Annotated in this window: 19 protein-coding genes and 1 tRNA gene; 8 read left to right on the top strand and 12 right to left on the bottom strand. The window is 39.5% G+C overall.

Annotated features, from left to right (window positions below; genetic code table 11):
• Positions 1-144: 144 nt before the first annotated feature.
• The 4 genes from ACFSCZ_RS19925 to ACFSCZ_RS19910 form a co-directional block, all read right to left on the bottom strand.
• Positions 145-1482: an APC family permease gene (locus tag ACFSCZ_RS19925; RefSeq protein WP_380776837.1), complete on the bottom strand. Its 1338-nt coding sequence runs from the start codon at positions 1480-1482 to the stop codon at positions 145-147.
• A gap of 106 nt (positions 1483-1588) precedes the next feature.
• A complete protein-coding gene (locus tag ACFSCZ_RS19920) occupies positions 1589-3070 on the bottom strand; it encodes an aldehyde dehydrogenase family protein (protein ID WP_380776835.1) in 1482 nt (493 codons plus the stop codon).
• A 616-nt stretch (positions 3071-3686) separates the two neighbouring features.
• The gene (locus ACFSCZ_RS19915) at positions 3687-5054 is read right to left on the bottom strand and encodes an aminotransferase family protein (protein WP_380776833.1); all 1368 of its coding nucleotides are present in this window, start codon (positions 5052-5054) and stop codon (positions 3687-3689) included.
• Between the two features lie 29 nt (positions 5055-5083).
• Positions 5084-6322 (bottom strand): M20 family metallo-hydrolase, encoded by a 1239-nt coding sequence (locus ACFSCZ_RS19910; RefSeq protein ID WP_380776831.1) that lies wholly within the window; start codon positions 6320-6322, stop codon positions 5084-5086.
• 169 nt (positions 6323-6491) lie between these two features.
• On the opposite strand from ACFSCZ_RS19910, the gene ACFSCZ_RS19905 reads away from it, so the two are divergent.
• The 3 genes from ACFSCZ_RS19905 (at position 6492) to ACFSCZ_RS19895 (ending at position 9553) form a co-directional block, all read left to right on the top strand.
• Positions 6492-7880, top strand: a complete 1389-nt coding sequence (locus ACFSCZ_RS19905) for a sigma-54 interaction domain-containing protein (RefSeq protein WP_380776829.1) — start codon at positions 6492-6494, stop codon at positions 7878-7880.
• Between the two features lie 117 nt (positions 7881-7997).
• Positions 7998-9095 (top strand): agmatine deiminase, encoded by a 1098-nt coding sequence (gene aguA, locus ACFSCZ_RS19900; protein ID WP_380776827.1) that lies wholly within the window; start codon positions 7998-8000, stop codon positions 9093-9095.
• Between the two features lie 384 nt (positions 9096-9479).
• A tRNA-Pro gene (locus ACFSCZ_RS19895) sits at positions 9480-9553 on the top strand.
• 553 nt (positions 9554-10106) lie between these two features.
• Here the strand turns inward: ACFSCZ_RS19895 and ACFSCZ_RS19890 are convergent.
• Positions 10107-10637 (bottom strand): hypothetical protein, encoded by a 531-nt coding sequence (locus ACFSCZ_RS19890; protein WP_380776825.1) that lies wholly within the window; start codon positions 10635-10637, stop codon positions 10107-10109.
• Between the two features lie 18 nt (positions 10638-10655).
• The gene (locus ACFSCZ_RS19885; protein WP_380776823.1) at positions 10656-11591 is read right to left on the bottom strand and encodes a DUF6731 family protein; all 936 of its coding nucleotides are present in this window, start codon (positions 11589-11591) and stop codon (positions 10656-10658) included.
• Positions 11592-12017: 426 nt separating this feature from the next.
• On the opposite strand from ACFSCZ_RS19885, the gene hsdR reads away from it, so the two are divergent.
• From hsdR to ACFSCZ_RS19870, 3 genes are read left to right on the top strand one after another with little or no spacing between them, the layout of a single operon-like run.
• The gene (gene hsdR / locus ACFSCZ_RS19880; protein ID WP_380776822.1) at positions 12018-14372 is read left to right on the top strand and encodes an EcoAI/FtnUII family type I restriction enzme subunit R; all 2355 of its coding nucleotides are present in this window, start codon (positions 12018-12020) and stop codon (positions 14370-14372) included.
• A 10-nt stretch (positions 14373-14382) separates the two neighbouring features.
• The gene (locus ACFSCZ_RS19875) at positions 14383-15852 is read left to right on the top strand and encodes a class I SAM-dependent DNA methyltransferase (RefSeq protein WP_380776820.1); all 1470 of its coding nucleotides are present in this window, start codon (positions 14383-14385) and stop codon (positions 15850-15852) included.
• Entirely contained in the window at positions 15849-17309 is a 1461-nt protein-coding gene (locus ACFSCZ_RS19870) for a restriction endonuclease subunit S (protein ID WP_380776819.1), read from the top strand. The genes ACFSCZ_RS19875 and ACFSCZ_RS19870 overlap by 4 nt, the downstream gene beginning before the upstream one ends.
• Positions 17310-17538: 229 nt before the next feature.
• On the opposite strand, the gene ACFSCZ_RS19865 is transcribed toward ACFSCZ_RS19870, so the two are convergent.
• Together ACFSCZ_RS19865 and ACFSCZ_RS19860 are read right to left on the bottom strand one after the other, a co-directional pair.
• Positions 17539-19491: a hypothetical protein gene (locus ACFSCZ_RS19865; RefSeq protein ID WP_380776817.1), complete on the bottom strand. Its 1953-nt coding sequence runs from the start codon at positions 19489-19491 to the stop codon at positions 17539-17541.
• A gap of 277 nt (positions 19492-19768) precedes the next feature.
• Entirely contained in the window at positions 19769-20395 is a 627-nt protein-coding gene (locus ACFSCZ_RS19860) for a recombinase family protein (protein WP_380776850.1), read from the bottom strand.
• 276 nt (positions 20396-20671) lie between these two features.
• Between ACFSCZ_RS19860 and ACFSCZ_RS19855 the strand changes: the two genes are divergently transcribed.
• Positions 20672-21001 carry a hypothetical protein gene (locus ACFSCZ_RS19855; protein ID WP_380776815.1) on the top strand — a complete coding sequence of 110 codons (330 nt, stop codon included), beginning with the start codon at positions 20672-20674 and terminating at the stop codon, positions 20999-21001.
• 431 nt (positions 21002-21432) lie between these two features.
• On the opposite strand, the gene ACFSCZ_RS19850 is transcribed toward ACFSCZ_RS19855, so the two are convergent.
• From ACFSCZ_RS19850 to ACFSCZ_RS19840, 3 genes are all read right to left on the bottom strand, one after another.
• The gene (locus ACFSCZ_RS19850) at positions 21433-22107 is read right to left on the bottom strand and encodes a hypothetical protein (RefSeq protein WP_380776813.1); all 675 of its coding nucleotides are present in this window, start codon (positions 22105-22107) and stop codon (positions 21433-21435) included.
• Between the two features lie 243 nt (positions 22108-22350).
• Positions 22351-22542, bottom strand: coding sequence for an Ig-like domain-containing domain (locus ACFSCZ_RS19845; RefSeq protein WP_380776811.1), 192 nt, complete (start codon positions 22540-22542; stop codon positions 22351-22353).
• 318 nt (positions 22543-22860) lie between these two features.
• Positions 22861-23196: a YolD-like family protein gene (locus ACFSCZ_RS19840; protein WP_380776810.1), complete on the bottom strand. Its 336-nt coding sequence runs from the start codon at positions 23194-23196 to the stop codon at positions 22861-22863.
• 334 nt (positions 23197-23530) lie between these two features.
• Here ACFSCZ_RS19840 and ACFSCZ_RS19835 point away from each other — a divergent pair, with 334 nt between their 5' ends.
• Positions 23531-23881 carry a hypothetical protein gene (locus tag ACFSCZ_RS19835; RefSeq protein ID WP_380776808.1) on the top strand — a complete coding sequence of 117 codons (351 nt, stop codon included), beginning with the start codon at positions 23531-23533 and terminating at the stop codon, positions 23879-23881.
• 150 nt (positions 23882-24031) lie between these two features.
• Here ACFSCZ_RS19835 and ACFSCZ_RS19830 read toward each other — a convergent pair whose 3' ends face one another.
• Positions 24032-25546 (bottom strand): replication-relaxation family protein, encoded by a 1515-nt coding sequence (locus tag ACFSCZ_RS19830; protein WP_380776806.1) that lies wholly within the window; start codon positions 25544-25546, stop codon positions 24032-24034.
• Positions 25547-25663 lie beyond the last annotated feature (117 nt).

Here is a 25663-nt window from a genome sequence, read left to right as displayed (position 1 = left end):
CTAAAATGTTGGTGTGGTAACTTACATTTTACTAGAAAGGGCGATTTTTTTGTATGCCTTTTTTAGAACTAAACAAAATAGGGCTGTCACAGAAAATCAGTTTTTACTGACTTTCTGGACAGCCCCATCCCAAAGTAGATATGATTATGCTTCCAATTCATCAAAAGCGATTTGCGGCGGTTCTTTCTTGAAAAAGTCCGTCGTAAACGCTAGGTAAATCACACCGAGCAATGCCCACACGATTCCCGCAATAATAGAGAAAATATCCAGATTAGCCCATAGATAGACAACAAACGCCAATCCGATCGCAGGAAATATAAGGCTGCTAATCGTATAACCCAATGTACGCGGACCTTGATGCCTGAAAAAGTTAATAATGACACAAAGGTTGACAAACGAAAATGCCGTAAATGCGCCGACATTAATCAGGGACGTTGCCGCCTCAAGGCTTAGGAATATGGCAGATAGTGACAACAATCCAACCAACAGAATATTGTTGACCGGTGAATTGTATTTCGGGTGTAGTTTGCCGAAAAATTTCTTTGGAAGTACCCCGTCCCTTCCCATCGCATACAGAAGTCTTGATGCGCTGAGCTGGGCAGCCAATCCGGAAGCAAAGACCGAGAACAATGCGCCTGCAAGGAAAAATGACAAGAAGAGGTTTCCGCCGATCATCATAGCAATTTCAGGTGAAGCCCCTTCAATATCGTTAAAAATAGACACATCCGGATATAAAGACTGCATAAAATACGTTACGCTGAAGAAGAAAACGCCGCCGATCCCTGCCACAAGAAGAATGGCTTTTGGAATGGTTTTCTTCGGTTTTACCGTATCTTCAGACAGGGTAGTGATCGCATCAAACCCTATAAAGGAGAGAGCCAGTAACGCTGCTGCTCCGAATAAACCGGAAAATTCTTCTCCGGATGGGAAAATATCTCCAATCGCAATAAAGCTCTCGGGGCCGTTAATAATAGATCGGATCGTCAGAATCGTAAAGATGATACCTACCAGCGCTTGGAAGACAACAAGCAGCATATTGACAGATGCAGCGATTCTTACCCCAAAAATATTTAAAAAGCTGATGATGGCGATCAATCCTACGATCCAAACCCAGCCGGGAATTCCCGGAAAACCTGCAGAAAGATAAATATCCGCCAGCAGGGCATTGATCATCGGAAGCGCAATATACGCAATAAAGGTCACCCAGCCGACAATGACACCTAAATATGGATTTATAATATTCCTCGTGTACGTGTAAACCGAACCCGCATTTGGGAATTGCCTGACCAGCTTTCCGTAGCTCAATGCTGTAAATAAAATAGCAATAAATACAACAATATAGGCAGCAGGCACGTGCCCGGAAGATACATCGGAAGCGATACCAAAAGTATCAAAAACAGCCATAGGCGACATATAAGCCAATCCGATGGCCACAACATGCATCAAAGTTAACTTTCTCTCAATCTTATTGTTTTGATCCATCGTCATCCTACCTCTCAGGTGTAGTTGAATCCGTTTTCAATCGGTGTTCACTTATGGAATGCCATGGAGGAGCCCTGCCCGGCAGTTACAGCCGGGCATTCCTCTATTAATCTAAGTTCACCCATACACTCTTTACTTCTGTATAGTTTTCTAATGCATAAGAACCCATTTCTCGGCCGATCCCTGATTGCTTATAACCGCCAAACGGCATGGCTGCATTCGTGAGATTATAGCAGTTTACCCATACAGAACCAGCTTTTAATTTACCGGCAATGACATGAGCGTTCTTTAGACTCTCCGTCCAAAGTCCCGCCCCAAGGCCATAAGGGCTGTTATTGGCACGCTCGATGACCTCATCCATTGTTTTGTATGGCATGCAGGCTACAACAGGTCCGAAAATTTCTTCTCTAGCAATAGACATATGATCTTCTGCTTCAAAAACAGTCGGCTGCACGAAATATCCTTTGTCCAGGCTTTCTCCCCCTGCCCAAAGCTTCGCTCCCTCATCAATTCCTTTTTGAATGTAAGAAGTAACAATGTCATGCTGCCTTTGGGAAACGAGCGGTCCCATTTCTGTATCTTCAGCCAATCCGTTTCCGAGTTTCACTTTTTTTGCATAATCGGCGAGCCTTTCCATGACCTCATCATAGATTTGCTCCGGAATAAACGCCCTGGATCCCGCACAGCACACCTCACCCTGGTTAGCCATAATTCCGTTGAATACACCAGGAATCGCCTTATCCAAATCTGCATCCGGCAAGATGATATTAGGTGATTTTCCTCCAAGCTCCAGTGTCACGCGCTTCATCGTATCCGCTGCTGTTTTCATAATGGATTTTCCGACAGCCGTGGAGCCGGTGAACGCAATTTTATTTACCTTTGAATGTTTAACAAGCGCATCTCCTGCAGATTTTCCGAAACCCGGAACAATATTGATGACGCCATCCGGGAATCCTGCTTCCTCAATCAACTTACCCAAATATAGGGCAGACAGCGGTGTTTGTTCAGCCGGTTTCAGGATAATCGTACAGCCTGTAGCCAGTGCCGGTGCGATTTTCCATAAGGCCATCATAATTGGGAAGTTCCATGGAATAATCTGTCCTACCACTCCAACCGGTTCGTGGCGTGTATAGTTAAAGAACGAATTGGATACCGGTATAGTCTGGCCGGTCATTTTTGTTGTCCAGCCTGCGAAATACCTAAGCTGTTCAATGGCACCCGGCAAATCAGCGTTTCTCATTTCTTGAATTGGTTTACCGTTGTCCAGTGTATCCAGCTGCGCCAGAACTTCAAAGTCTCTTTCCATTAAATCCGCCAGCTTATGCATGAGTTTGGCACGATCGGCCGGGCTGATTCTGGACCAGGGACCTTCTTCAAACGCTTTAACCGCAGCTTCTACCGCTTTGTCAATATCATTTTCACGAGCTTCATATACATGAGCCAATACTTCGCCTGTTGCAGGGTTTATCGTTTCAAACGTCTGTCCTTCAGCGGATTCATGCCACCCGCCGTCAATGAACAGCTTTACGGGTCCCTTGATAAACTCACTTACTTTTGGATGAATTGCCAGAGTTTCACTTGTTGTCATCATCTCATCCCCTTTTGCTAAAATAGGCTGGCTGAGTGGCCAGCCTTTGTATGCCTGTCCCCTGGCGGGACAGGGTGGATTGTTGTATCGTTCAGCAAGTGCGGCTGGTACTGCTGCCCTCCGCATTTTTGATGTCCAGCGTGTACAGATTGCGCTAGTGCAGGCAAAGCCACTGGACGTCGCTGCCTGAGCCTGCCTCCAGACGGCAGGGGCTCAAGGCCACTTTAAAACAATTATTGAAGAAAGAACACCTTCATTGGTTGTTGCTCCGACGGACAAGATGTCCTAGTGCCACCGAAGCCACATAATGGGGCGCTTTGAGGCGGCCAGCGCTTGTCGCCCCTAACAGCCGACCTCCGCTTTTCCTACTGTCCAGCTACGGGCGGCAGGGGCTCGAGGTCGCTTCACAACAACCATTGAAGGCAAAGAACGCCTTCATTGGTTGTTGTTCCAGCGCTTGTCGCCCCTAACAGCCGACCTCCGCTTTTCCTACTGTCCAGCTGCAGCGCCTAGCCCCTCGAGGTCACAAGCCATTCGCAGTTGATCCCAAACTACTCCTTCATCTGCGCCTGTCTTACGCTGGTCCGGGCTGAACGAGGCGCTTCCGCTTTTCTTCCTACAATGTCTTCGCAAATGCACCCACTGCGTCGTCGACGATCGCGATAATTTTATCAATTTCTTCTTTATTAACAACCAGCGGCGGAGCAATTGCTACGATGTTCATGCCCGGCGTGAAGTCAAATGGCCTGATCAAGAGTCCGCGCTTGTAGGATTCTTCTACTACGGAAGCGGCTGCTTTGATGGATCCGTCAAACGGCTTTCCTGCCTCAGGGTCTTCCATTAAATCAAATCCGGCAAGAAGTCCTCTGTTACGTGTGTTTCCAAGGAAAGAATATTTGTCTTCCAAGTACTCCAGGCCTTTCTTCAATTCGTCTCCCATCAGTCTTGCGTTTTCAATCAAGTTGTCGCGCTCAAGGATTTCGAGATTTTTCAAACCGACTGCACACGCAGTTGGATGTCCGCTGTACGTAAATCCATGTGGAAGCATGCCGTCATATGTGAAGAATGCGTCTCTGATTTCTTCTCTCATCAATACACCGCCAAGCTGTGCATATCCGCTGGTCATTCCTTTAGCCACACACATGAAATCAGGAACAACCTCCCAATGATCGACACCAAACATTTTTCCGGTTCTTCCGAATCCGCAGATTACCTCGTCGGCAATCATGTGGATATCGAACTCATCGCAAAGCGCACGAACAGCTTTCAAATAACCTTCCGGCGGAACATGTACACCTCCGGCACCTTGGACCGGCTCTAAGATGACAGCCGCCACGTTATCAGCGCCTTCTTTTTCAATAATGCTTCTGATGGAGCCTTCATACTCGGGATGGCTCTTGTCGCCAAGCTCACATTCAGTCAAATGAGGTTTCGCATTGACAATTTTAGGATCCCCTGATCCGGAGAATTCACGGTAAGCGTCAATTCCCGTTGCCCTCTGAGTGGCAATGGTCACTCCGTGATACCCTCTTCTTAGAGAAATAATGAGTTTCTTGTCTTTCTTTCCTTTGATATCCCAATAGGATCTGGACAATTTAAAAGCTGTATCGTTTGATTCAGAACCGCCGGAAGTATAGAAAATGGCGTTCAGGTCCCCAGGTGTCACTTCAACAATTTTTTCAGCCAAACGAACGGATGCTTCATTGGAATAGCCATAGAAGGTAGTCGTGTACGCTGCTTTTTTCATTTGCTCGTAAGAAGCTTCAGCCAATTCTTTCACACCATGTCCCAAGTTCACGTTCCACAGCATGGACACTCCGTCGATATATGTTTTTCCTCTCATATCTTTTAGGTAAATCCCTTCTCCGCTTTCAAATATCAGTTTTGGACCGATCTCAGAATGGAGTTTCGGATTAGTTGAAGGGTGAATAATATGCTTCTTATCCAATGCTGATAATTCGTTAAATACAGTTTGCTGACTCATTTAAATCTCTCCTTATCTTGTAAAAAAATTTATTTGGCGCCTGCCAGTTTTTGAATGACATACAATAGGACGTTTGCCCCTTTTTCAATATCCTCATCCAGCGTCAATTCCTGCTCATTGTGGCTGATTCCGTCAACACTCGGAACGAAAATCATACCGGTGTTGGCGATCCCCGCCATATATTTGGCATCATGGCCCGGACCGCTGAACAAGTCCATGGATGAATAACCATACTTGTCTGCTGCTTCCCGGATGGCCTGTTTCACATCGTCTGCAAACCAGGTCGTTTCTGACTGCCAATCCGTCGTAATTGTTAATTCTACCTTGCTCATTAAAGCAATGGCACTCAGCTGTTCTTTTAATCTCTCAATGGCATGTGAACGCAAATCATTATCCTCATGGCGAATGTCAATCGTAAACTCCACTTCACCCGGAATGACATTCGTCACATTCGGCTTAACATCCATTTTCCCAACGGTTGTCTTCAAACCTGTGATCTCATTTGTAATTTCATTTACTTTCACAACCATCTTGGAGGCAGCTACAAGAGCATCCAGCCTGTCTTCCATCGGTGTCGGGCCTGCGTGGTTTGTCTTTCCGACAACCTTTACTGTCATCCAGTCAATCCCCTGGATTCCCTGAACGACCCCGATGGTTTTATTTTCCCGATGTAAAATTGGTCCCTGCTCAATATGGAGCTCCACAAAATTTTTTACATTGGACAGGCGATTTTGGGAATATCCCATATATCCGGTGCTCTTGAGAGCTTCTTCATATGAAATTCCTTCATCATCTTGAGTGTTGTATATGAAATCTTTCGTAAAATCTCCGGTAATTCCGCCTGATCCCAACATGGGAGGTGCGAAACGCGCTCCTTCTTCATTTGTAAAATTGACAATCTCAAGAGGATATTCCGTTTCGATATCGTTTTCATTTAGGACGCGTATTACCTCGAGCCCCGTCAAAACACCCAAGATTCCATCATATTTCCCGCCGCAAGGCTGTGTATCCAGATGAGATCCGAATGCAACGGAGGGAGCCTCATCCCTTTTTCCTTTTCTTCTCCCGTAAATGTTTCCAAAATCATCTACTCGAACTTCAAGTCCTGCTTCTTTCAACCATTCTATATACGTGTCGCGCATTTTTTTATCGGATTCCGAGAGTGCGAGGCGATTTAATCCCCCGTTTTCGGAAGTTCCGATGGAAGAGCTTACTTTTAACGTATCGAGCAAGCGTGCTTTATTTATTTTTAAAAGTGTATGTTCCATACGCATCCTCCTCACTTATACTAGTTAGCAAGAAGCATGCCAACTTTAGATTCCCTTAAAACAAAAGCTTTCCTAATAGGAAGAATGTAATGTATAATATAAAATGAACCGAATTCGGAAAGTTTTGATTCAGTTTCGGCGCACTTTTTAGAATTTAGGAGGCGTTTTCATGTCAAAATACTTTTTCAATGACCGTCATTTTCATCATGTATTCAATCATTTAAAGGATGGTATTTTCATAGCTGACAAAAATGGCGTCGCACTCTGGTGTAATGACACAAGTACAAAACAAATTGGCGCTCCTAGATCTGAAATTATCGGAAGACATGTCAACGATATGGAAAACAACGGCTTTTTTACCCCTTCCGTAACAAAAATTGTGCTGGAAAAAAGAGAGGTGGTAACCAAAGTTCAAACTTCAAAAGATCGGCAGTTTCTTGCAACCGGTTACCTTGTAAAGATTGATGAAGATGATACCGAATACATTATTGTTCAGGTAAAAGACATTACTGAAACCGTCCGGAATTCTTTTAAACTTGAAAAAGCTGAAACATTGATGAGAAAGTACTGGGAAGAACTTCAAGAAGTAAAAAAGAGACAGCAAAAAGAGAAAGCAGGCAAACTGATTATCGGCAACAGCAAGAACAATGAGGAATTGGTGGATTTGGTGAACCGTGTCTCCGCGGTGGATGCGACCATTTTGCTGACGGGTGAATCCGGTGTGGGGAAAAGCTTGATCGCCGGAGAAATCCATACAAACAGCACGCGCAAAGATCAAAATTTTGTCCAAATTAACTGCGGAGCCATTCCGGAAACTCTTTTGGAATCTGAGCTTTTCGGATATAAAAAAGGCGCATTTACCGGGGCAAGCCAAAGTGGAAAAAAAGGCCTGGTGGAAAAAGCGGACGGCGGCACATTATTTTTAGATGAAATTGCCGAATTGCCGCTGTCTCTTCAGCCAAAATTACTGCAATTGGTACAGGACAAGACCTTTATCCCGATCGGGGGGACCGAACAGAAGAAAGTGGATATCCGCATCATCGCGGCGACCAACCAGGATCTTACGAAAATGGTGGAAGAAAAGCGGTTTCGTGAAGATTTATACTACCGTCTGAATGTAGTCTCCATTCAAATCCCTTCACTCCGGGAAAGGGTTGAAGATATCCCCCCGCTGGTCTATCATTATTTGAATCTCTTTAACGGAAAATACATGAAACATTTAACCTTGGACGGGGGCGTCCTGGAGTACCTTCAAACATACAGCTGGCCAGGAAATATCCGAGAGCTGGAAAATATGATCGAGCGATTAGTCGTTACAGCAAAAGGCAATACCATCACGGTTTCCGATTTGCCGGATAAAATCTTGTATGAAGAGCTAATGGAGCATTCCATCCAAAAGCTAAACAACCAAAGCCTTCCGGAATACCTGGAAAAAATAGAGAAAAGATTGATAGAGGAAGCAAAAATGAAGAATGCCTCGACAAGGAAAGCAGCGCAGGCTCTCGGTATGACCCAATCTTCCTATTTGAGAAGGTTGAAAAAATATGGGGTGCAGTAAAGAAGGCTGCAACTCCTGCAGGTACTGTCAGGTGACCCGAGATGTATTTTTATGCAGAAAGAATAATTGGCACATAAATTGCATGTTACATGGATGAATATAAATGGAGGGGATAGTATGGCACGGACCATTCATAGTACACCAAGGAAAGACGGCTTTAGAATGCCGGGTGAATTTGAGGAACATGAAGGCACATGGATGCTTTGGCCCGTAAGAACAGACACCTGGAGGGCGGGAGCGAAGCCCGCACAGCGAGCTTTTGCAGAGGTGGCGAAAGCGATTTCCCAATTTGAACCGGTAACGGTGTGTGTCAATGCAGACCAATTTGAAAATGCCCGAGCTCTATTGGACGAAAATATCAGGGTGGTTGAAATCTCTTCGAATGATGCGTGGATGCGCGATATCGGCCCTACTTTTGTTAAAAATGACAAAGGTGAAGTCCGGGGGGTCGACTGGCAGTTTAACGCCTGGGGCGGATTGGATGAAGGACTGTACTTCCCTTGGGACAAGGATCAGCTGGTGAAACAAAAAGTATTGGAGATAGAGAACATCGATAGATATGATGCCAAAGATTTCGTATTGGAGGGCGGTGCCATCCATGTGGACGGGGAAGGAACTCTCATTACAACAGAACAATGCGTCCTGAACCCAAACCGAAATGCGGACATGTCCAAAGAAGAAGTGGAAGAAAAACTCAAAGAATACTTGAATATTGAAAAAATCATATGGATCAAAGATGGATTGGTTGACGATGAAACAGACGGACATGTGGATGAAGTGTTATTTTATGTGCGTCCTGGAGAGGTTGCCATCGGCTGGACGGACGACCCCAAACACCCGCACTATGAAGTACTGCAAGCCGCTTACAAGCAGCTTGAACAGGAAGTTGATGCCAAAGGCAGAAAACTGAAGATCTATAAACTCCCGATGCCGAAACAAATCACCATCACAGAAGAGGAATCGAGAGAAATCGATTTTGCAGCCGATGCATTTGACCGCTCGGCCAACACTGAATTCATCGCCACTTACGTCAATTGCTATATCTGTAATGGCGGTGTCGTCATCCCGGCATTCGGCGATCCAAAAGACGAAGAAGCGATCGAAGTATTTAAAGAAATGTACCCGGACCGTAAGATCGTCGCTGTAAACACACGTGAAGTCTCCCTTGGCGGAGGCAACATCCACTGTATTACCCAGCAGCAGCCTAAAGCTTAATAGTGGGCTGGAGCAGGCAGGAGCGAACTCTTGCCTGCTTTTTCTTATGGTGAATGAGATTGCTGACCAAATAGGATTTTTTGATTTCGTACAGAATCCTTACTTTGACCAAACACGATTTCTTCAAACTCGAGCATTACTCTTCGTATTTCTACCGAACAACCGCCATTTCCCTGTACTCGGGAGCATTTCTTCTCAATTTCCTACCGGACAACCGCAAATCACCTATGCTCCGTAGGATATAACACTCGTTTGGGAAGATCTTGAGGTACTTGCTGAGAGGTACTCCTTTTTACCGGATATAGTATTAGAAAAAAATTCAGGAACACATTTTTTATTGTCTTCTAGGACGGAATCACGTATAATAGAGTTGTCGCGAATTTCCGGGATGTAGCTCAGCTTGGTAGAGCACTAGCATGGGGTGCTAGGAGTCGCAGGTTCAAATCCTGTCATCCCGATATAACAGATAAGCGCCTAACCCTTTGTTATCAAGGGGATGGGCGCTTTTTTTATTGATACAGATTAAGTCGTTTTTAATTGATACAGGCTTTTTGGGGTTTATTTGGGGTTTAATTTTCTAATCGGAGTATGTAGGCAGTTACCACTGAAAGGTCTTTTAATGGTTATTCACTATTTCTTCTATTGCAAAATGTAGTATTTAAACCCTTTTATACCTTGTTAAGCCATGGATTCAGGCTTTTATTCATTTTGTAACAATGTAAGATAGGCATCAATAAGTATGTTTTTGAGGTTAGTTTGGGTCTAATAAACCCCAGTAGTGGCAGCTATGTAGAAGAATATATATGTATTGATTGGGGCTATTTCAAGCGTTATGCAGCCTGCGTACGTAATTGATTCCTCCATACTTCATAGCTTTTTTTGGCATGTAGTCCTCCACATTAAAAAAACCCCTTTCAAATAATACAAATGTAAAGGGGCACATGTTAAAGAGGGTTATTTTTATTTCCAGCTTTAAGCTTTTGTTTAATCAAATTCTCTTTTCTAATTTAGTTATCGGGGCTTAGATAAAAATGACTTTATTTCTTTACTATCCGTTTCAGTCAGTTTGGAATCATCATCTTCAGGTCGGCTTTTCGAATTGTTCACTTTAAAAAATACAGACATTAATATATTCACAATCCTATATGTCGAAGGTATGAACCAAATTGAAATAAGAACCCACAAATGAAACATAATTAAAGTTGTTGAATTCTCATAACTCCTTAATACCTGCATCAAAGAAGAAAACAACACAACAATTATTCCTAAGAGAAAGGTTTCATTAAAATAGGATTTTAAAGTGTGTTTCTCCTCTGTTTCAAAAATTGTTGCAACTATTTCAGCGTCTTTGATACTTACTAATATCCCCAATAGTGCTCCTAAAAATCCTACCACAATCGAGCTGAAAATAGTTGCGTTATCAAGTACTTTTTCAAAGTTTGGTATTCTATAATCAATATTTAACCAAAATAAAATCCCTGAAACCAAACAACCGATGAAAAATGGATATGTTTTATGAAAAAAAATTACAAAACGTTCCACAAGGCGTTTTCACCTCCATTAAGGCAGCAGATATCGATTTATATCTGCTTGCCTATTGTTACAGCCCTCTGCTGGACTATAAATTTTCCACAGCTCTTCAGCAACTCGGTAATGGTTAAGCGACTCCTTCTTTTCCATCCGAAAAGTTCCAAAATCATGGGCTTTATGTTCAAATAAATCAACAAGCTCCACTTTTGCATCATCATCGTCTTTTTTAGCTATCTCTGCTTTAGAAAAAAGATCCGAATTTTCTTCTATATCGATCAATGTATCTTTAACCGTTTCTTCATCAAGCGAAGCTGAACGGTTGTTTCCAACAGTCATTATAATTTGAGCGTTTATTCCATCGTATTCATCAAAACCTTTTATTATTTTTCCTAAAGGAGACCTGAATTTATCAATCATTCTAGGACTTGCTTTAACATTTAGATCAGCGAACCGCAGACTGATTCTTCTATACTCGGAAGCTTTTCTAACTTCCTCGAAAACATTTGGTGGACAAACTGGTCTTAAATAAATCATCTCGTCGTCTCTATCCCATAGCAAATTCAGATATTCTTCTATACCCTCTGGACCAAGACTATACTTATTTCTCTGCAGCAATAATATATGATTGTCCTCATCATAAAGTGCGGAAACTTCCTCTCCCAAATATTCATCGTCATCAAGTTCAAAAGGCTCTACTTGGCTGCTAGCTCTTGCTTTTGATGGGATATTTGTATCTCGAAGTCGAACAAAGTGCAAGAAATAAAACTCCAACTCTGGATCCCAATATGCAGTGTCTAAACGAGCTTGTTCAGAACGATAATCATATGTCCTTCCCTCTAGCGATAAAGCCATCGCTTTTTGCATCCATTCCTGTAAATTAAACAATCTATCTCTATTATTTTTTCCATCGGCACTTTTACGGTAAGCCACTTGATAATATTCAAATCTTACTTTTCTATATGCCATAAGAATCCCCCTTATTGCCTATTCGTTGATTTAATTCGACAAAAAGAAGGAAAATACCTATGTGAAACTTTTACTGTAATTCGACAAAAGCTGAATTTTTTATTTGAACTTATTGAATCCTCAAAACTTTACTTTCTATCTAATTTGATCACAGGATAATCACCTCGCACCCGATTTAACTACGCTGTCAACAAGGGCATATAGTCATTCAGAAGTCGATAATTATTTGGACAAAAGTAGCAAAAAAGTCAACAACGCCATTTTATAGTTTTAGAATGCAATGGATTATTCGGTCGCCCATTGCCAAAATATTTTCCTCGTAAAAAATCCTTTTAATAATAGATGAAAAGGTTTAACTCTTACTTTATATTCAAGATTCAATGGTACAATAATACTCAAGTATTCCGTTAAAAAGGAGGAGGTCCAATGAAATCTAAAAAACAAATGACTGAAGAAGATATTAAAAATAAATTCATTACACCAGCATTAACCCAAAGCGGCTGGGATGTGCAGACTAATGTATTTTTTGAACATAACTTCACAGACGGGCGAGTCATTGTGCGTGGGAATTTAACAACTAGAGCACCGCGAAAAAGAACGGATTATCTACTAATGCACAAAAAGAATTATCCTATTGCAATCATTGAAGCCAAGGATAATAGACATTCGATTGGTGCAGGCATTCAGCAGGCGATTGAGTATGCTGATATTTTGGATATCCCCTTCACATATAGCTCGAATGGTGACGGCTTCTTAGAACATGACATGTTGACTGGAAAAGAAAGAGAGCTTCCAATGGACGAGTTTCCTACACCTGAGGAGCTTTGGGAAAGATACGAGCATGAAAGAAACCTTAGTGAAGAGCAGAAGGAAATGATTAACGAACCTTATTATTTCCAATTAGGCGATAAGACACCGAGGTATTATCAACGGATTGCCATAAATAAAACCGTTGATGCCATCGCAAGAGGTCAGGACCGGATACTCCTCGTAATGGCAACAGGTACGGGAAAGACCTATACAGCCTTCCAGATCATTTACCGCTTATGGAAAGCAGGCAAAAAGAAAAAAGTGCTTTTCTTAGCTGATAGAAATGTGCTAGTTGACCAGACCATGGCCAATGACTTCAAACCTTTCGAAAAGGTTATGACAAAAGTAGAAAATCGCAAATTGGACAGCTCTTACGAAATTTATTTGGCTTTGTATCACCAATTGGCTGGAGAGGAAGGAAGAGAGCCCTTCCGCCAATTCAAACCGGACTTTTTTGATCTGGTTGTAATTGACGAAGCGCACAGGGGATCAGCGAAAGAAGAAAGTGCATGGAGAAAAGTCTTAGACTACTTCAGTGTCGAAGGCACAACACATATCGGTCTGACAGCTACGCCCCTCCGGACAAAGGAGGTGTCCAGCACAGATTACTTTGGCCAGCCCATTTACACTTACAGCTTAAAACAGGGGATTGATGATGGCTTCCTTGCACCATATAAGGTTATTCGTGTAGGGATGGATGTTGATCTTGAGGGCTACCGGCCGGAGAAAGGAAAGCTGGATATATACGGAAATCCTATTGAAGACCGTGAGTATAACGTAAAAGACTATGATAGAAACCTCATCATTGATGACCGCACTCAAAAAGTGGCCCAACGGATTACCGAGTTTCTGAAAAAGACAGACCTTTTCGCCAAGACGATTGTATTCTGCATTGATATTGACCATGCCGAACGAATGAGACAAGCACTGGTGAATGAGAATGCTGACTTGGTGAAGGACAATCCAAGATACGTTATGCGAATCACAGGAGATAACCAAGTGGGAAAAGCCCAGCTCGATAACTTCATTGATCGAGAGAGCAAGTACCCAACCATTGTGACCACTTCCAAGCTACTCACAACGGGGGTTGATGCGAAGACATGCAAGTTGATTGTGCTGGATTCAAATATCAATTCCATGACAGAATTCAAGCAGATTATTGGGCGTGGTACACGCTTGGACCCAGAGCATGGTAAGGAATACTTCACTATTCTCGACTTCAGAAATGCGAGTCGCTTGTTTGCAGATCCTGATTTCGACGGAGATCCGGAAGACGTCATTGATATCCCTCCAGAAGGACCTATTGTGGCCCCGGGGCCAGAGCCGCCGGATGATGGCCCAATCGATGGCTTCCCGCCTGAGCCTGGAGGCGACCCAGGAACTGGTGGCGATGGCACAGTAGAACCACCGAAAAAGTTCCGAATAAACAATGTTGATGTAAAGGTACTAAGCGAACGGGTGCAGTATTACGACAAAGGCGGCAAGCTCATTACCGAAAGTTTAACCGACTATACAAAGAAGAACATCCTAAAAGAATACGCCACGCTCGAAGCGTTTTTAAATAAGTGGAATTCAGAGCAAAAAAAACAGGCCATTATTGATGAGTTGGAAGAGCATGGCGTTTTACTCGATGCTCTGCGTGAAAATGAGAACCTGAAAGATCTGGATGATTTTGACCTCATATGCCATTTGGCTTTCGACCAGCCTCCATTGACGAAAGCTGAGAGAGCGAATAATGTCAGAAAGCGTGGCTACATCTACCAGTATAAAGATGTGGCAAGAGATGTATTGGAAACCCTATTGGAAAAATATAAGGATGAAGGCATCAATGAGCTTGAAGGCACAGAAGTATTGGAACTAAAGGAATTTGAAAAATTCGGGAGCCCATTGAAAATCGTCAAGGCATTTGGTGGAAAAAAGGGCTATTTGAACGCCGTAAAACAGTTGCAGGACGAAATATATTTAGCTTAGGAGCAAGATCATGACAATTCGATCATTCATCAAAAGATTACAAGACATTATGCGAAACGATGCTGGTGTAAACGGAGATGCGCAGCGCATTGAACAAATCGTATGGCTGCTTTTTTTGAAAGTGTACGATGCCAAAGAAGAATTGTGGGAATTCCATAATGATGACTACCAGTCTATCATTCCTGAAGAATATCGTTGGCGGAATTGGGCGGTTGATGAAAAAGACGGAGAAGCGAAAACAGGCGAGGCCCTATTGTCGTTTGTAAACGAGGAATTGATTCCTTCATTGAAAAATATAGAAGTGGATGAACATACTCCGGTTAGCAAGTCTATTGTAAAATTCGCCTTTGAAGATACGCACAACTATATGAAAGATGGCGTCTTACTGCGTCAAGTAGTAAACGTCATAGATGAAGTGGACTTTACCGACCATAAGGAACGCCATGATTTCAATGATATTTATGAGCAGATCCTGAAAGACTTGCAAAATCAAAGGTCTTCTGGAGAGTATTACACTCCTCGTGCCGTGACTGACTTCATCGTACAAATGGTGAAGCCGCAATTAAAGGATAAGATTGCAGACTTCGCTTGTGGTACAGGAGGGTTCCTGACCTCTTCATTGAATTTCCTAGAGGAACAGGTTCATTCTGTCGAGGATAGAGAAGCCTATAACCAGGCCGTATTTGGAATCGAGAAAAAAGCTCTTCCTCACCTGTTGGCCGTTACCAATTTATTGCTGCATGACATCGACAATCCGTTTATCATTCACGGTAACGCGCTGGAAAAGAACGTGCGGGATTTTTCAGAGAAAGACCGTTATGATGTAATTTTAATGAATCCCCCTTATGGCGGTTCGGAAAAAGACAGCATTAAAATGAACTTCCCAATGGAACTAAGAAGCAGTGAAACAGCCGATCTGTTTATGTCTGTCATTATGTATCGTTTAAAGAAAAACGGTCGGGGAGGCATCATTCTACCTGACGGCTTCTTGTTCGGTGCGGATAATGCCAAATTGGCCATTAAAGAGAAGCTCATGAAGGAATTCAATTTGCACACGATTATTCGTCTGCCCCACAGTGTTTTTGCGCCATATACCAGTATCCGTACAAACATCCTGTTCTTTGATAATACTCATCCAACGAAGGAAACATGGTTCTATCGCTTAGATATGCCAGAGGGATACAAAAACTTCTCCAAAACCCGTCCCATCAAGCTGGAACATTTCGCACCAGCCATGGAATGGTGGGAAAACCGCGTTGAAATCAAAGAAGGCAATTTCGATAAGGCTAAAAAATACACGGTGGAAGAAATCAGTTCAAACAACTACAATTTAGATTTATGTGGCTTCCCACAAGAAGAAGAAGAAATTCTTGATCCTGAGGAGCTAATGGAAAGTTATCAGGAGAAAAGGACAGAATTGAATAAGCAGATCGATAGTATTCTGGCCGATATTCAAGTGATGCTGGGTGGTAAGCTATGAAGACCGAACAACTTAAAAATTCAATTCTTCAATATGCTATGCAAGGGAAACTGGTTAAACAGGACCCCAAAGATGAACCGGCCCGTGTGCTGTTGGAAAGAATTATAGAAGAGAAGGAACGACTTATTAGAAATAAATCCATTAAGCGTGAAAAAGCATTGCCTCCTATTAGTGAAGATGAAATCCCTTTTGAAATACCTGAATCATGGAAATGGGTTCGACTTGGTGAAGTGATAAATTTAATCTCGGGTCAGCATATTACTAATGCCAATTATAATCAAAATCAACAAGGATTCCCCTACTTAACTGGACCGACTGATTTTGGAGAAATATATTCTATTATTAGTAAATGGACAACAAAACCAAAAGTGACAGTTAATAAAGGCGATATATTAATAACAGTAAAGGGCTCTGGTGTAGGAAAAATTAATATCCTAAGCGAAAATGCATCTATCGGAAGACAATTAATGGCCATTAGGCCTATTTTCGCAAACAGGAAATTCTTATGGTATATCCTTAGTTTAAATAAAGCAAAGTTCCAATCAAAAAAGGTTGGGGTCGCTATTCCTGGTATTAGTAGAGAAGATATATTGGGGTTAGTCGTTGCCCTGCCGCCATTATTGGAACAACAACGCATTGTAGAAAAAATCGAGAAAATGTTTGAAAAAGTAGACAAATACGATGCTTTAGAACGAGAGATAACAGCATTGAACAACACCTTCCCAACAAATATGGAAAAGTCGATCCTGCAGTACGCGTTGCAGGGGAAACTGGTTGAACAAGACCCTAACGATGAACCAGCCAGTGTTTTGTTAGAGAGCATCAAAGAAGAAAAAAAACAACTCATTAAGGATAAAGTGATTAAGCGTGAAAAGGAATTGCCACCAATTGTTGATAATGAGACCCCCTTTGAGCTCCCTTCTTCATGGGAATGGGTACGATTAAAAGATATATGTTTGATTAATCCTAAAAATAAAGCGGATGATGAAGTTGATGCCGGCTTTGTTCCGATGAAGAGGATATGTGACGGGTTTAACAATCATCATACGTTCGAAAATAAACTTTGGGGAAAGATCAAAAAAGGCTATACACATTTTCAAAATAATGATATAGCAATTGCAAAAATTACACCTTGTTTTGAGAATAGGAAATCTGTTATTTTTAATGGCTTGCCAAATGGTATTGGTGCGGGTACGACAGAGCTATTTATTGTTAGACCATATAGCACCAAAGTGGACTTAAAATATTTACTTTACATTTTCAAAACCCAATCTTTTATTAATGATGGTGTAAAGAGTTTTACTGGTACAGCTGGGCAACAAAGGATTCCTAAAAGTTTTTTAGAGAACTACATTATCGGTATTCCTCCACTATCCGAACAAAGACGCATTGTGGAAAAAATTGAGAAAATGTTAGAACTCACTAATATATTAAAAAGTAGCATTGGTAACAACTGACAATCAAAGCAGCCCGAAAAAAGGGCTGCTTTAATTTTGGCTTTAGTTCTGATAAAAATGTAATTTTAAAAATAAATTGCCAACTTAACTAACGATAACCGCCCTTATCAATACTTAGAATCAATAAAAATGAGGTGGTTTTTTCACACGGAAATCCTTGTTCAAAAAACACCGATCGGTAGCTATAGACAAATAATACTGATTTAAAAAAACACAATAATCCGGCGCATTATTTCGAATTGGTATTATTATCATAATATTTTCTCTGGATTCCCTTTTCGAAAAAGATCGTGAGATAATTGTTTATCTTATTTTTCCATGGTAACAAATTTATATTAAAAAATCCTAATAAGGTCGGGATTATTACCAAACCAATAATAATTACATTACTTATAATTGGATAGGTATTTTTGATCATTTCAAAGTTATTCAAATAAATTGCTAAACCTACTACAATTGAAAGAACTGTAAATATTGTGTTAGTTGTTATTTTTGCCCTTTTTTGAGCAAGTACTGTTGTCTTATTTTTTTGTTTTTCCAATGCAGTAGCCATTTGTCCTTCAGAAAGTCTGAGTTGTTCTTTTAAATATGTAATCTCCTGCTCTTTTTCCATTCTTACTTCATCTAGTCTTCCTTGTTCCCGATTATCCCTTTCAGTTAGTATCTCCTTAATTGTTCCTATTGAAATAATTTCTGCATCACCCATCGTTATATCCATTACCATTTCACGTGCAGCCTGTGAATATAGAAGATAAACTATATCCTCTTCATTAACTGTTTTGGTACGTTCATAAATGTTTACTGTTTCTATGTAACGACTCCATAAGTGTTCTGAAGGCTGTGTGGCTGCATATGTTTCAGCAATAAGCCGTTTTCTCGGTAAATCAGGTGCTTTAGATGGACTTTTTAACCACATTAGATTTGTAAGTATCGAATCATGTAGAACGGCAGGTACTCTTTTGGGATCTTCTTCATTAAAAAAGAATTTTTTTACTGTTTGAGCAAACGTAAAATTGTTTGTTACAAATAGGGCTCTACTTTTTTCAATATGATATGGCTTAAGCCCTCTCCTCAATCGCATTATAGCTGATACAGATTGTACATCTCTATCCCTAGCAAATTCATTTCGATAGAACATATTCTCTTTTAATTGTTTATCTAAATCCTCATGTGATATTACATAATCATGCTCATCATAATCAACCGTTTCAACCACTTTAATTCTAAATTGTTCATTAAGTTCTTTTTCAATTCCAAAAATAATCCTATCAATATCAGCTGGACTATAACCTAAATCCAGAAAATTATTAATCGTTCCGTGAGGGTCATGTACCCGCTTTGTTAAATTGTTTTTACAATATTCCAAGATACCGATCATTTCTTCAATATTATGTCTGAATACTTTAAGTATAGCTCTGTTAGATCGTAAAATATCAATAAGCTCAATACACGGTTCTTGACGAGCTTGTCCAGCATATCCCAAAGCATATATGAGAAAGGTGGAATCAAAGAAAATTTCTGTAGCTTTAAATTTCATATTTATTGTTGACAGATCTTCTTTAAAATAAAGTGCGTTGGTTAACATAGTTCCTTTTAAAATATCAATTAAATACTCGAAAGAAACTGAATATGAATTTTGAGCATGCCTAATAAAATCAGAAATAATATACTCGATTTGCTCATCTTTTTTTTCATCTATTCTAGAAGGAGTTGCCGGCGTGGAGTTTAACGAGGCTTCTAAGAGGACTAACTGATGTTTTTCAAGAAATGATTCTAATGCCTCTTCTGTCTCCGATATTTCTAATTTTTCATTGTACTTTTCATTAGAATAATTAATAATATCTCCAATAAGTTTTTCATGTTTCTCCATCATTTTTTGTTTTATTTCTTGAAAATTTGAGTCCTGAAGCTTTTCATAATTAGGAACCAATATATTATCTGTGTTTAATACATATTTTTTTGGAAGTAATTTTCTCCTAAGAATGGTATTTACCACACTAATTGGCAAATCAATCTTAAAGTGCTCGAATATTTTGTTCTTCAAATCATTAGCAGAAATAGTGTCTACTGAAGATCGTAATAAGGATTCTTTTACAAAAGGGACAAATTGATCAAATTGATCTATGTTATTGCTGTCATGAACATTCATAATAGCAAATGTTACTAATCGTTTCTCCTCCATAATATCCCCCAAATATATTTTTCAAAAATTTTATTTCTAGTTTTCTATTATTTCGAAAATGCAAATGTTTTTGCTTCTAGCCATTGTTTTACTTGTAACCGAATAAAACAATAAAACAATTTAGTTTAATATTAATCCTCTAAAAAAGAACGACTCAAGAACAAAATATCAATCCTTTGTTCTTAAGTAATTTCCCAACTTTCCAGTACTTAGGAAAAGAGCTTAGCACTTTATTAATCTCTTTTAATAGTCTTGTTTCCATTCTTATCACTCGTACCTATTGGGCGTTAACACTACTTGTTAATAATTCATCTTTAATACTATATATTGTGCTTCTCGCGACACCCGTTTTTCTATGAATATCCATCACACTAATTCCAACCTTTAATTCCTTTACAATCTCATCATATATAATTTTATCTTTACCAGCTGCACCGGCATGGTACTTTTTCTTTCTTCCTTTGTATTTTCCTTTCTTTTTCGCAATTTCAATACCTTCACGCTGCGCTGTTCTGATTCGTTCACGCTCTTCTTCCACCATCCAGGATAATAATGAGAGAACGATTTCTGTAATTAACTGTCCAACACCTTTAAGTTCTTTATATTTTCGTGTGTCGAGAATAGGCATGTTCAAAACAACAATATCAATATCATCTTTCATTAATGATTCCCATTCATCTTTTATGTCTTGCTTGTTTCTACCAAATCGACTTAAATCGTGAACTACTAGCACATCGCCAAAACGTAATTTTTTTCGCATGTTGTAATAAATTGCTCTTTCCTTAAAACTATTACCTGACTTTTTTTCTGTGAAAATTTTTTCACATCCGAATTCTTCTAATTCTTCAACTTGTCTGGCTAAATTTTGATCTTTTGAACTAACTCTTGCATAACCAATAATCATTGCTTGCAAAGTCACCTCTTTATGCATATTGCAAAACAATTATAATACAAGTCTAATCGTACACATAAAACCTTTATGAATCAATGTTTATTAATGTATCGTTAGGGTGTACTCTATTCAAACACAGAACAAATAGGTTACGATAATAGTGTAATATCATAACTGGATTTCGGCGTTATTTAACCAATAAAATGCATTTCCAAAACGGGAACATTTGCCTTTTTAAAGACTATGCAGTATTGTTTGAATTAAATGAAAATAAGGAGCGGGGATGAGTTGCTAAAAAATTTCAGAACACTTGCACAAGCAAAAAAAGACCGGGACATTTTGCAAGAATACGTCAATCTGATTGAACACTACCAACCTAAAACGTTTGAACAGTATGTCGTATTCGAGTATGCTCTACAAGGGAGCATTGAAAAGACAGCCCTAAACCTAAATCAGCGTGGAAATTTTTTTGAAATCAAACCGATAACAGCTGACATTGTGAAGCAGGCATTGACCTCTACTCCAAATAAAGGGGATGATTTACATAAGTGGATACGTTCCCTATATTTGAAAAGGACACGTCCCAACCGCAGAAAACAGTCTCTCACTCGCTATTAACCAGGAAATTTTTGGGCATCTAAGGGAGGGGCGACTATAAAGTCTATAAGGCGGCCGGAACGATGAGCTAAATCTTCTGCAGCCTCTCTTTTCCTCAGGCAAATAATAAAGGCCAATTCCTTTGATAAAAGGATTTCAGAAGCGTTTAACAGCTTTCAACTTTGCGTTTATAGGTAATAGATACCGGATACGATAATAAGCTAATTTAAAATCAAATTTAATTCATGTTGGCGAAACATGGCGTTTTGGTATATTTCAAATAGGCAAGAAGAGCCGCTGCCTCAAATATGAGGAGCGGCTTTCCCATTTGCATAACAGTTTTTGGCTTGGGGGCCCAATCATTTAATATCCTCTTATGCCAAAGTTTAAAAAACGTATAATTCATGAACAAAGTCGGAATAAAAGCTATTTTTCCCCTACTTGTTCATCAGTTAATCATCAAATAGCACGCCGCCATCTATTACAATAACCTCTCTATCCAATTTTCGGCTTTCTTTTTCTCCATCTAAATACCAGTCACCTGTTGGCGACTTAGGTGTTGGTTTATGTGCTGGTTGTGACGTTGGCTTAGGTGCCGGTTTTGGAGCTGGCTTTGTCGGCTGCGGTGTTGGCTTTGTTATTTGTGGTGCGGGCTTAGATGCTGGTTTTGTCGGTTGCGGTGTAGCACTTGACTTAGGCTTTTCTGGTGTTGGTGTCTTTTGGGCTACTTTATTATTGAATGAATTTCTCATAGTTTTTGTTTTCTCATCTTGCTCTTCCGTTTTATCGCTTTTTTCCTGAGCTTGAACCGCCACTTTTTGTTCTATCCTTGAAGCTTCTAATACTGTTTTATCTTTAGGTTTTACATTATTTGGTTTAATGGTATTCTTTGACTCAATTTTAGAAGGATCAGATTTACCATCATTCGCCGATGCTTCTTCATCCTCTGTTTCCATATTTCCTTCAGTCAAGTTATTCTTGGCCTCAATTTTTTTACCTGCAGCCGGATTGTTTCCCTCAGTTTCATCCTTTTTTTCATTTGCACCAGAATTGTTTATAATGAGCACCAGTCCGGCCAAAAAAACAACGAACAATCCGCTAACAATAATTCCTGTAAGCTTTTTCATAAGACAGTCCCCTTACTAATTATTGAGAGATTTAGACTTATTTTTATATTTTTTTGCTTGTTTCTTATTCATATCTCATTTTCAATAAGTATATGAAATGTTTTGTTCAACTCTATAAACAGAATACTAAAAAATCTAGGACGTACTAATTGTTCTGAAGTTTAAGGATGAAGTTAAAAGAATGAGATATGGCAAAAACCACATCTTTCTGAAATATTACAGACTTGGATAATAGCTCCCCGATTATCTTACGCTAAAGGAATATTTAACTGGAGTTGCAACATTTTTCCCACTGGTTAACTTGATGGAGTTATCAAGGTAGATAATATAAGACTCTCCACTCTTCCATGCTGAATCAGAAGCCACGTTAATCTTATTGTTAACGAGCCCTATCTGGATTGGTACTTTTTTATTCTGACTGTCTAAAACAAACACGGACTCGTTGTTTACAGAGGAAGGGTCTAGTGTTGCATGTACTAATAATGGTATACCAAACGTTGTTTGGAATCGCCACCGTCATCGGATGGTTCTTCACTGCGGATAGGGCCATGGCCGTTACAGAATAAACCAATCTATTTCTTTTCAACATGACTTCTTCCCCCTGTAATTATTCCTATATACATATCCTAAGACAGGGATCTAGTAATTGCAAGAAAAGTCAAACAAAAGGCCTTCTCTCAAGAAGAATGGTTTATCCCCCCAATTCGGGTTCGATTTAAATTGGCTCATCAAAACCCGTTTTATATTTTTCAGCTAATTCTTATATTCGACTTCTGTTATTACATCAAATCTGATTTTATGTACATCTCCTCTTATATCTACAACATGAACCAGCTTATTGATCTCATCGATAAAGTGGACAGCACCCTCAATTTTTTTTAAAAACCCATCTATCCACAGTGTAAAAATAATTGACAGGTTGTATTCTATTGCAATATATAATGTCTCATTGATCTGCTCCCAACCTTGTTCATCTAGCTGCGGCTTTATGACTAGTTCATAATCCACTTTTAATTCCTTCAGCATCTTGACGTGTTCCGGGAGCATCATTGCTGTCCATTTTTTAGTCCCGCGATCTTTTATATCCATCAAGTTTCCCTCCTTTGTCTTCTATTTGACAGGTTAAAGATGTAGAATTTCCTCCTGGAGATGCAGTAGACTTTTGATGTTTAAGAAACAGTAATACTTTGGTAATACGTAGGAACAGCTAACTATCATTAATAATGTAAATCATTTCAGGCCTCTGCCTGCATCCCTGTTGCAATTTTTAAGAAACCATTTATATTTCCCACGACGAACATTTGTTTTTATTTATTATAAAGGAACATAGGTTCCCAATTCAAGCGTTAACATTCCCTTAAAAAAAAGGGATTTTTGATTATGTGGAGAAGTATAGTTCAATTGAACTAAGGAGGTTTTAAGTATGTGGGAGTTATTAAGTATGGGACATATGTATAAAACAGGAAAAGATTCCGGTGTACCAGGTTTTGTTTTCTTACTATCTTTTATTTTGTTTGGTATTTTCTTTGAGCCTATTATGTCGTTTCTCTCCACCATTGGTGTGGTAGACCTCTTTGGACGGTTGGGATTATTAAACGCACGTGGTGAACTGGACTTCTTTGCAACTTTTATATTTGGCTTATCGTTAATAACCTTTGGCATTATCATAATCATTGCCATATGGACGTTCTTATTCGTGATAATATTAATCCGCTCTTTGTTTAAGAGGGAGAAAAACGAAAGAAAATCCGAATATTTAGGTACTATTCAATAAATAAAAGAGAAACAATTTACTTTAGTTAAATAGGCTAACTAATAAGAGGATAGTATGTTCAGTTCATTATGAGCATATATCCTCTTATTGCTTTGATATTATTTTAAAGTTAGGAAAATTAAGAAGCGTTCCCTGTTTGTTGGACTGCAATTATTCAAAGGTTAAGAGCTTCTTCCCTTTGCTACTATAAATTTTAGCGGGTTCTCTAAACCATTGAATTTCTTCAATATTAACCAGTAAAACATGCTGGAACACAGTGTCTTGCCTTAATACATCTTCTAGCATTGATTTTTTTGAATAATAAACGGCCAGCACTTTTGTATTCACAGGCAAAGAACCAGCTGCAATCCGTTGAGAATAGTAAGTAATCAATTCATGACCATACATATCTCCTTCCAGCATAAAAATTGGTATTAGCAGCTGTTTTGATGGTAAATTTAAAGATTCTATATCCATCCGCTTTTTAAGAATATAAAGCTGCTCGACGGGATAATTAAATCCTCGTGGATTTAGGATGATTTTTTCAAGTTCACTTTGAGTGTTTATGAACCTCACATCGAAAGGAAAATGGTTTCTATTAAGATCCAATGAGACCTCAACTATTTTTGAGAGTTTTTCTTCATCATACGCACCGGTGGCTTTTTCGATAAGAAACGGCCAAAGCTCTTTAACCCGTTCTAGTCGTAAAAAGAAAACATTGAGATTTGGTTGAAAGACTTCTTTTAATCTAGCAATTTCTCTTTTGAGATTTCCAATCCTTATATCCTTGGTTCCATAGTTTTTTCTCAAAGAGGTGGAATCGTCAAGGCTGACAAATAAGACATTATGAATTTTATTTGGTTCCATCTTCGCTATAAAGATATATCTGAAAAATTTGGATTCAATACTTGTAACCCCATCTATCGAACTGCTAGAGATCCGTTCTGTGCTAGCATCTACTTCCACATGAAAAACATGTTTGTTCATAAGTAATGTCCAATCCGGCAATAAATGATATCCGTTTTCATCCTTTCTATATAATGGAAAATTAGGCGGAGCTATACTGATTAAGATATCTTTTTTTGAAAACGCAGGTATTCTCTCCTTTATTTTATTTTTATAATCACTTATGGATTGTAAATCACTTTGGCTTTCTTCTTTTTTTAATTTTGGATAAAGCTTCACTTTTAAGTTTGTGTCAAAAAAAGCCTGAGATTCTTCTTCTTGAAACCAAAATTTAAACTTCCCTCCTTCTGCTAAAATTGTTCCTACTCTATCCTTCTCAATCTCAATAACATCTAACAGGACATGCTTAATTCCGATGTAATGGTCAATGTTGCGATGGAGTCTTGGAGTAGTTTGTCCTTCCTCAATAAGACCAAAACGACTAAGTAAACGCAGGCCCGCTAACCCTAAGCGAAACATATTTAATTTTAACCCTGCACGCTTGTACAAGACATGTGAATTTTTAACTACAAGTCCGTTCTTTTCGAATTTAGTTAATTTCCTGGATATTCGCTTTCTGTCTATTGGTTGAATTAGAACATGAAATCTATACAGCTGTTCTGTTGATAACATTTTTTGTTCATAGAGGAACAATAAAAGGTCCATATCCACTTTTTTTAAGTAAACCCCACTCATGTTTAAATTATTAATTATTTTAATATCAGTAGTGCTCGGAAACATTAAATTACCACCTTCGTATTTAAGTATTTGGATTTTCCCATAATAAATACTGGATAATAAAATAAAGCTAATCAATTTCCCTCTAAAAATGAATGAATTTAAAGAGCCCTTGAGAGT

Origin of the sequence: Siminovitchia sediminis, from assembly GCF_042680885.1 — a bacterium.
GTDB lineage: Bacteria > Bacillota > Bacilli > Bacillales > Bacillaceae_C > Siminovitchia > Siminovitchia sediminis.
Note: the sequence above shows the minus strand (reverse complement) of the source record. Positions and strands in the feature narration are given on the sequence as shown.

Bases quoted from the DNA above. Each gene is read 5' to 3' on its own strand.
- ACFSCZ_RS19925 (WP_380776837.1), bottom strand. From the start codon at position 1,482: ATGGATCAAAACAATAAGATTGAGAGAAAGTTAACTTTGATGCATGTT.
- ACFSCZ_RS19920 (WP_380776835.1), bottom strand. From the start codon at position 3,070: ATGACAACAAGTGAAACTCTGGCAATTCATCCAAAAGTAAGTGAGTTT.
- ACFSCZ_RS19915 (WP_380776833.1), bottom strand. From the start codon at position 5,054: ATGAGTCAGCAAACTGTATTTAACGAATTATCAGCATTGGATAAGAAG.
- ACFSCZ_RS19910 (WP_380776831.1), bottom strand. From the start codon at position 6,322: ATGGAACATACACTTTTAAAAATAAATAAAGCACGCTTGCTCGATACG.
- ACFSCZ_RS19905 (WP_380776829.1), top strand. From the start codon at position 6,492: ATGTCAAAATACTTTTTCAATGACCGTCATTTTCATCATGTATTCAAT.
- aguA (WP_380776827.1), top strand. From the start codon at position 7,998: ATGGCACGGACCATTCATAGTACACCAAGGAAAGACGGCTTTAGAATG.
- ACFSCZ_RS19885 (WP_380776823.1), bottom strand. From the start codon at position 11,591: ATGGCATATAGAAAAGTAAGATTTGAATATTATCAAGTGGCTTACCGT.
- hsdR (WP_380776822.1), top strand. From the start codon at position 12,018: ATGAAATCTAAAAAACAAATGACTGAAGAAGATATTAAAAATAAATTC.
- ACFSCZ_RS19875 (WP_380776820.1), top strand. From the start codon at position 14,383: ATGACAATTCGATCATTCATCAAAAGATTACAAGACATTATGCGAAAC.
- ACFSCZ_RS19870 (WP_380776819.1), top strand. From the start codon at position 15,849: ATGAAGACCGAACAACTTAAAAATTCAATTCTTCAATATGCTATGCAA.
- ACFSCZ_RS19865 (WP_380776817.1), bottom strand. From the start codon at position 19,491: ATGGAGGAGAAACGATTAGTAACATTTGCTATTATGAATGTTCATGAC.
- ACFSCZ_RS19860 (WP_380776850.1), bottom strand. From the start codon at position 20,395: ATGATTATTGGTTATGCAAGAGTTAGTTCAAAAGATCAAAATTTAGCC.
- ACFSCZ_RS19850 (WP_380776813.1), bottom strand. From the start codon at position 22,107: ATGAAAAAGCTTACAGGAATTATTGTTAGCGGATTGTTCGTTGTTTTT.
- ACFSCZ_RS19840 (WP_380776810.1), bottom strand. From the start codon at position 23,196: ATGGATATAAAAGATCGCGGGACTAAAAAATGGACAGCAATGATGCTC.
- ACFSCZ_RS19835 (WP_380776808.1), top strand. From the start codon at position 23,531: ATGTGGGAGTTATTAAGTATGGGACATATGTATAAAACAGGAAAAGAT.
- ACFSCZ_RS19830 (WP_380776806.1), bottom strand. From the start codon at position 25,546: ATGTTTCCGAGCACTACTGATATTAAAATAATTAATAATTTAAACATG.